Below are 7,152 nucleotides of genomic sequence, written 5' to 3'. Positions count from 1 at the left end.
CGCCCACACCACCAGCGCCACCACTGCCGGCATCACCCGAGACCGAGCCACCAGCACCGCCGGCACCACCGGCACCACCAGAACCACCGGCCTGACCGACTCCACCGACCTCACCACCAGCACCCGCGGTAACACCGTTGCTACCCACACCACCACCGACACCGGCCTTGCCATCACCACCGGCACCACCATTACCACCGTTGCCGTAGCTGCCACCGTTACCGGCCGCCCCACCATTGCCACCGTTCTGCCCGGCATTCACCGCGTCATGACCGGCACCACCGTTACCACCGTTGCCGCCGGTACCGAAGGCACCGGTGGCGCCGTCGGCCGCCTCCGTGATTCCGGTGCCGCCAGCGCCACCCTGGCCACCAGCGCCCACATCGCCGCCATTGCCGCCCGCACCGCCGTCGAGATGGGTGGCATCCCCGGCACCACCGAGGCCACCATCGCTGGCGTCGCCGCCGCGGCCGCCGGCACCGCCCTGGCCGCCGACACCCTCATCGCCGTTCGCACCCAGGAAGCTGGAGCCCTTACCGCCCGCACCGGCGTTTCCGCCAGCACCACCAACCGCCCCCAGACCCCCGCTACCGCCGTCACCGCCGGTGTCACCCGGAGTCGTCGCGTCCTCCCCGGCAGCGCCGGCACCACCGTTGCCGCCATTCCCCCCGACACCGCCGCCGCCGCCGTTGCCACCGATCCCGAGGATCGACGAGCCGTCGCCACCAAGACCGCCGTTACCCGCGCGACCGCCGACCACACCATTGCCGCCGTCGGCCCCGGGGACGCTGCCCGCACCACCATTGGTGCCGGTCCAACCCGCGCCACCGACGCCGCCGTTACCGCCGTTGCCCCATGCGCCCATCCCGAAGAAGTCCTGGGCTTGACCAGACGAGCCGCCATTACCACCGTTACCGGCGGCCAGCTGCGCGGTCCCGACGCCACCCGCGCCGCCATCCCCGCCGTTGCCCCACATCTCGCCGCCATGGCCGCCGTCACCACCGTCGGCGCCCAAGCCACCGGCACCACCGTCGCCGCCATTGCCGATCCCGCCGGCGAGGCCGCCGTTACCGCCAGCGACACCCACCTGATCTGAGCTCCAGCCGTTGCCGCCGTCACCGAACCACAGCCCACCGGTTTGGCCATCGGGGTCAAGCTCGGTGCCGTCGACACCGTTACAGATCACACCGCACGCACCCTGGGTCAGCGGCTCGAACATCTGGTTGATGAACCCGTCGACCTGTTGACCGAACGCGCTATTGATCCAAACCTGCATGCCGTCATGCAGCGGCATGTAGGAGCTGTCCTGCCACATCTGAGCAAAGTCGGCACCTGCAGCAGAGCCCAAGGCGCCCCCTGGGGAGAGTTCGAACAGTTCGACCCCCGGTGTCGCGTCATCGCCGACCGGAATCCCGAACAGGGGATTGATCAGGTCCATCACCCAGTCGAAGTCGTCGGCCTGCGCGACTGGCGCACTGGCCAAAGGCGCCATCCCGAACGCCAGGAACGCCCCGACCGACGCTGCGGCCCCGATCGCTCGGTCACGACGCGCCCCCGAACCGTTCTTGCGCCCCAGCTGCCCGCGGTTGCTCCGACGACTCATTAACTGCCCCCCATTTCTCATGACCAGACCTTGGTCGATTCCCCCGAACCTGAACTTTCCCGAAGTTAACGCCCAACGACTGCCTAGGGAAGGATTTCACCGGGATTAATACGAGGTCGCGTTGTACTTTGTTAAGTTGGGCAGATGAGGGTGGGGTAGTGGGCTGGTGTCGACCCAATGAACAAGTGCGCGTTGGAGTTCGCGTAGGGCGCCGTAGCGGCTCAGTCCTGCACACCCGCTTCGGGTTTTGTCAGCCGCAGGGTGGTGAGGAACAGGTGGGCGGCGGAGACCAGGGTGGCGTGGTGGTGCCAGCCGATCCAGGACCGGCCCTCGAAATGGTCGAGGCCCAGGCCGGCTTTCAGTTGCCGGCGGTCATGTTCGATACGCCAGTGGATCTTGGCCAGACGCACGAGGTCTTTGAGCGACGTACCGGAGTGAAGGGTGGAGATCCAGTAGTCGGTGGGCTCATCGGTACCGGCGGGCAATTCACTGAGCAACCAGGCTTCGGGGAGGTGACCGTCGTGTGCTGGGGCCACGTCGGGGTTGGCCGGGCGGATCCGCAGCGCGAGGAATCTGGAGTGCATCACCCCGACGGGGTTGTCGGGGTCGGACTTGTCGCCGTGGAGCCAGGTCACTGTTTGCAGCGCGGTGCGCCCGGCGGACATCGCCAGGTCCCTGCAGGACTGGAGCGGGGTGCGGTAGCGCGGTACCGAGGAGCGCCCACGCCCTGCGGAAGGTACGGTTTCGGCTACCGCGTCAGCCCGATAAGCGGTGGTGGCACCTCTGACGGCGACGACGTAGCCGATCTTACGGTCGGCCAGGCTTTGGCGGAATGCGGTGGTGTCACCGTATCCTGCGTCGGCGACCACGACCGGTGGGGTGCGTCCCCATGCGATCAATTCGTCGATCATCTCCAGCGCCATCTGCCATTTGGGCCGATGGCGCTCGCCATCGGGGATCGCGCACCGCTTGCGGCGGGTCGCGGCCGCAGCCACACCAGCGGGATCACCGGCGAACCGGGTGTCCCAGCGTTGCGGCAGAAACAGTCGCCAATCCAGTGGGGCGGACGCCGCGTCGGAGGCGGCGTGCACGCTGACGGCGATCTGGCAGTTGCCGACCTTACCCAGGTTGCCCGAGTACTGGCGGGCCACGCATGCCGAAGCGTCGCCATCCTTGGTGAACCCGGTGTCGTCGATCACCCACGCATCCGGTTCGATCAGAGTGCACGCTTTGCCGGACAACGTGTTACGGACCGGCTCCACATCCCACGGCGAACTGGTTACGAACTGCTGCAACCGCTGGTGATCCACCCGCAACCTCGCCGCCATCGGCTGCATCGACTTGCGCTGGCCGTCCAGCAGCAGTCCCCGTACATACAGCCCCGCCGTCGCCCGCCGATCCTTGCGTGTCAGCGCCGAGAAAACCTCACCGACAAAGGAATCCAACTGACTACCGACACGTCTAATACTGGCCGCATCCACTTGCCGAACCTTACAGAGGAATTACGAAATCCGTTGTAACACAACGGAATAAAGAATTATCACGATCCCGGGCGGGCATCCGAAACTCTTGACGACCCTCGCAGACCCCCGTAGTCAGCGACGTTGGGTTCTCCGTATTGCGGACGCCGCCGACGTGTTTGACGATGCGGCTACAGCGCTCGGCGCTGGCGTTCGATAGGACCGTCGAGTGCACCCGCCAAGGACGGCTCGGGTCGCTTGACCGGAGTGCCGGTGACGAACCGGTTCCAACCGCTGTTCGGTCGGCGGCCCGGTTTTTCGCGAGGCGGCGTGGGAGCTGGGATCGGGTCAGCCCTATGTGCGACGAGGTAGGCCGCCGGATCGCTGCCTGTGGCAGTGCAGCAACGAGCTGACCGGGGACCTGTCAGTGGTGGCCGCCGCCCCGGCTGTGCACATCCACAAGCCGGATTCGACCCGGCGCTGTACCAACGAATTTCGACAACCTGGAGATTCCCCCAGATTCAGTCGCTCGGATTACCCCCGCGCTTGCCCAGCGCCGCTTCGACGTTGGCCTTCTTATCCTCGGCCTTGCCCGCGGCGGCGGCCTTATTGCGCTTGGCGATCACCTTCTCCACCACAGCGTTCAGCCCGGAACCCCGCGGGAAGCCGACATAGTGGGTGATGAAGATGGCCATCTCGCGCAGCTCGTCCTCGGTCAGCTCCCCGTTGTGCAGCGCGGCGTTGACCTGGATCTCGGCCAGATCCTTCTCCCCCACCGCGGTGACCACCGTCAGCGTCATCAGCCGCTTGTCGCGCATGGAAAGCCCGGGGCGGCTCCAGATCCGGCCGAACAGGTGATCGGCGGTGAGCGCGAAGTACTCGCCCGGCATGTCGGGCATGTCCCACGCGTAGACCTCGTTCATCTTGGCCAGGCCGGTCCGGCGCAGTTCGTCCATCAGATTCTCCTAGTCGGTGGTGGAATGCGGCACGCCCAGACCGGCGGCCAGTTCGGCCAGCGCAACCTGGGCGAGCGGCAGGTCCGTTCCGGTGGCCTGGCCCAATCCCAGTGCGAGGCGCAGGTCCTTCTCCCCGAGCCCGCGGGTGTGCGTGAAGGCGTCCCGCAGGAAGTGGTCGGCGGCCAGTGGCGCCGTCGAGTCGAGCAGCATGATTGCCCCCGGGCCGCCGGTGAGCGCATCGGTGTGCCGCACCACCCGGCCCAGCGCCTGCAGATCCAGCCCGGCGGCCTCGGCCAATTTCATCGCCTCTCCGGCCGCGGCGTAGGCGGTGAACGTCAACATGTTGCGCGCCAGCTTCATTCGGGTGCCGGCACCGGGTTCGCCGGCATGGATGACCAGCGATGCCCACAGCTTGAATGCCGGCTTGATCTGTTCGTAGATCGCGCGTTCGGCGCCGACCATGGTGGCCAGCTGGCCCTTCTCGGCGGCACCGGCGCCACCGCTGACGGGTGCGTCGATGACGTGAATGCCCTGCGGTTTCAGCTCCTCGGCCAGCTCGGCGGCCGTGGTGTCGGCGATGGTCGAGTGGATCGCGATGACGGTGCCGGGCTTCGCGGTGGTAACCAGTTCGGCGACCACCTGGCGGACCTGGGCGTCGTCGAGCACCGTGATGCTGATGATGTCGGCGTTGGCGCCGACATCGGCGACGCTGTCGGCGATGCTGGCCCCGGCCTCGGCCAAGGGCGTCATCGCCTCGGTGCGCAGGTCGAATATCGTCACGCCGCCGGGCCATTCGACCAGTCGCTTGGCCATCGGTGCGCCCATGTTGCCCAGCCCGATGTAGCCCAGGCGGGGAGTTTCCTCGGTCGTCATGAGCGGATGATCTGTCCGCCGTCGACGTTGAAGATCTGTCCGGTGATCCACGACGCCTGGTCCGACAGCAGGAACAGACACATCGGCACCAGATCCTCGGGCGTGCCCATCCGGGCCAGCGGCAGCTGCTGCACCATCTGCTTCACGATGGCCTGCGGGGTGGTGACCCGATTGGCCTCGGTGTCGATCGGGCCGGGCGCGATCGCATTGATCCGGATGTTGCGCCAGCCCAGCTCGCGGGAGAGCTGCTGGGTCAGGCCGTTGATGCCGACCTTGGCCAGACCGTAGAAGTTCGCGTAAACCCATGCAGCGGTGGAAGACTGATTGACGATCGCACCGCCGCCCCGCTTGGCCATGTGCTCGTAGACCGCCCGGGTGCAGATCAGTGCACCGTCCAGATTCACCCGCATGAACTTCTCGTAGTAGTCCCACGGCACGGTCAGCAGGCCGTCGAGCTTCATGCCACCGAAAATCGCGGCATTGTTCACCAAGTAATCGATCCCGCCGAACTCCGCCACCGTCGCGTCTGCCATGGCCTGCGCCGACTCCGGGTCGGAGACGTCGACCCGCACCGCGATGGCCTTGCCCCCGTCGGCGACGATCTGCTTGGCCACGTTCTGCGCACCGTCGATGTTGATGTCGGCGACCACCACCGCGGCTCCGCCGGCTGCCAGCGCCGCTGCGTACGCCTGGCCGATCCCACCGCCGGAACCGGTGACGATGGCCACCTTGTCGTCGAATTGTCCCATCTGCTCCATCTCCTTGCTTGTCAGTTCGCCGCTGTCGCAATGGCTTTGGTTTCCAGGTACTCCTCGAACCCGGCAACACCCATCTCCCGGCCGTTGCCGGACTGCTTGTACCCGCCGAACGGCACATCCGCGGAGTACCAGACCCCGCCGTTGACGTTGACGGTCCCGGCCCGCATCTGGGCCGCCACCGCGGCCGCCCGCTGCGCGTCGGCGCCGTAGACGGTCGCGGACAGCCCGTAGGGCGAGTCGTTGGCGATGCGCACCGCATCGTCGTCGCCGTCGTGGGCGATCACGGTGAGCACGGGCCCGAAGATCTCCTCGCGGGCCACCCGCGCGGAGTTGGTCAGCCCGGCGATCACCGTGGGTTCGATGAAGAAGCCGGCGGGTTGATCGGCGGGCCGACCACCCCCGCAGGCGAACTCGCCGCCCTCGGTGAGCGCCAGATCCAGGTAGCTCTGCACCCGGTCGCGCTGGCGCGCCGAGATCAGCGGGCCGCAGATGGTGCCGGGCTTGGTGGGGTCGCCGGGCTTGATCGAGCCCATGGTGCCGGCCGCGATGGCGACCGCCTCGTCGTAGCGGGCCCGGGGCACCACCAGTCGGGTGGTGATCGCACAGCCCTGTCCGGCGTGGATGCAGACGGAGAACCCCGCCACCGAGCAGGCCGCCGCCAGGTCGGCGTCGTCGAGCACCACGAAGGCGGACTTGCCGCCCAGCTCCAGGAAGACCTTCTTGATGGTGGCGGCCGCGTCGACCATCACGCTGCGACCGGTGGCCGTCGATCCGGTGAACGAGACCATGTCCACCCGAGGATCTTTCGCGAGCATGGCGCCCAGCGCGTGGTCGGTGGAGGTGACGATGTTGACCACGCCCGGCGGAATGTCGGTGTGCTCGGCGATCAGCTCCCCGAGCACCGCGGCAACCCACGGGGTGTCGGGTGCGGGTTTGAGCACGATGGTGTTGCCGGCGGCCAGCGCCGGGCCCAGCTTGGCCAGGTTGATCTGGTGCGGGAAGTTCCACGGGGTGATCGCGCCGACGACGCCGACGGCCTCCCGCACCACCGAGCGCCGAGTGGGAATGCCCAGTGGGGAGGCCTGCCCGAGATCCTGCGTCCATTCGTAGCTTTCGGCGGTGTCCGCGGCGAACCCGAGGTCGGTGATCGGACCCTCCAGCTGGGCAGCGGCGGTGAGCATCCGCGGCGCCCCCACGTCGGCGATGGTCAGCTCGCGAAGCTCCTCGACGTGCTCGCGCATGGCGTCGCGAAGCTGGCGCACACAACGCACCCGCAGCTCGGTGTTGGTCGACCAGTCGGTCTCGTCGAACGCCCGCCGCGCCGCATCGATGGCGCGATCCATGTCGGCCGCGTCGGCGTTGGCCGCCTCACCGAGCACCTCCTCGGTGGCCGGGTTGACGGTGGCGAAGCCACCGGCTGCGCCGGAGGTCAGCTTTCCGTCGATGAGCAGGCGGCTCACGCCGTCGGCCAGTAGCGCCATCAGTCACTCCCACTGCTTTCG

Annotated in this window: 6 protein-coding genes; all 6 read right to left on the bottom strand. The window is 67.7% G+C overall.

The window, feature by feature from the left end:
- Positions 1–1,603, bottom strand: a 1,603-nt coding sequence (locus ACZYY4_RS00800) for a PGRS repeat-containing protein (RefSeq protein ID WP_463807512.1), incomplete at its 3' end; no start/stop codon positions are given.
- A gap of 221 nt (positions 1,604–1,824) precedes the next feature.
- Positions 1,825–3,084 carry an IS701 family transposase gene (locus ACZYY4_RS00795; RefSeq protein ID WP_463807511.1) on the bottom strand — a complete coding sequence of 420 codons (1,260 nt, stop codon included), beginning with the start codon at positions 3,082–3,084 and terminating at the stop codon, positions 1,825–1,827.
- A 500-nt stretch (positions 3,085–3,584) separates the two neighbouring features.
- The gene (locus ACZYY4_RS00790; RefSeq protein ID WP_463807510.1) at positions 3,585–4,019 is read right to left on the bottom strand and encodes a carboxymuconolactone decarboxylase family protein; all 435 of its coding nucleotides are present in this window, start codon (positions 4,017–4,019) and stop codon (positions 3,585–3,587) included.
- A gap of 9 nt (positions 4,020–4,028) precedes the next feature.
- Positions 4,029–4,892 (bottom strand): NAD(P)-dependent oxidoreductase, encoded by an 864-nt coding sequence (locus tag ACZYY4_RS00785; RefSeq protein ID WP_463807509.1) that lies wholly within the window; start codon positions 4,890–4,892, stop codon positions 4,029–4,031.
- A complete protein-coding gene (locus ACZYY4_RS00780) occupies positions 4,889–5,641 on the bottom strand; it encodes an SDR family oxidoreductase (protein ID WP_463807508.1) in 753 nt (250 codons plus the stop codon). The genes ACZYY4_RS00785 and ACZYY4_RS00780 overlap by 4 nt, the downstream gene beginning before the upstream one ends.
- Positions 5,642–5,661: 20 nt before the next feature.
- Positions 5,662–7,131, bottom strand: a complete 1,470-nt coding sequence (locus ACZYY4_RS00775) for an aldehyde dehydrogenase (protein WP_463807507.1) — start codon at positions 7,129–7,131, stop codon at positions 5,662–5,664.
- Between the last annotated feature and the right edge of the window lie 21 nt (positions 7,132–7,152).

This window comes from Mycobacterium sp. IDUB_21, from assembly GCF_055419425.1.
This window is presented reverse-complemented; position numbering and strand designations above follow the sequence as displayed.

What these genes read in the sequence shown, in the direction of transcription:
- ACZYY4_RS00790 (WP_463807510.1), bottom strand. Translation starts at nt 4,019, where the DNA reads ATGGACGAACTGCGCCGGACCGGCCTGGCCAAGATGAACGAGGTCTAC.
- ACZYY4_RS00785 (WP_463807509.1), bottom strand. Translation starts at nt 4,892, where the DNA reads ATGACGACCGAGGAAACTCCCCGCCTGGGCTACATCGGGCTGGGCAAC.
- ACZYY4_RS00780 (WP_463807508.1), bottom strand. Translation starts at nt 5,641, where the DNA reads ATGGGACAATTCGACGACAAGGTGGCCATCGTCACCGGTTCCGGCGGT.
- ACZYY4_RS00775 (WP_463807507.1), bottom strand. Translation starts at nt 7,131, where the DNA reads ATGGCGCTACTGGCCGACGGCGTGAGCCGCCTGCTCATCGACGGAAAG.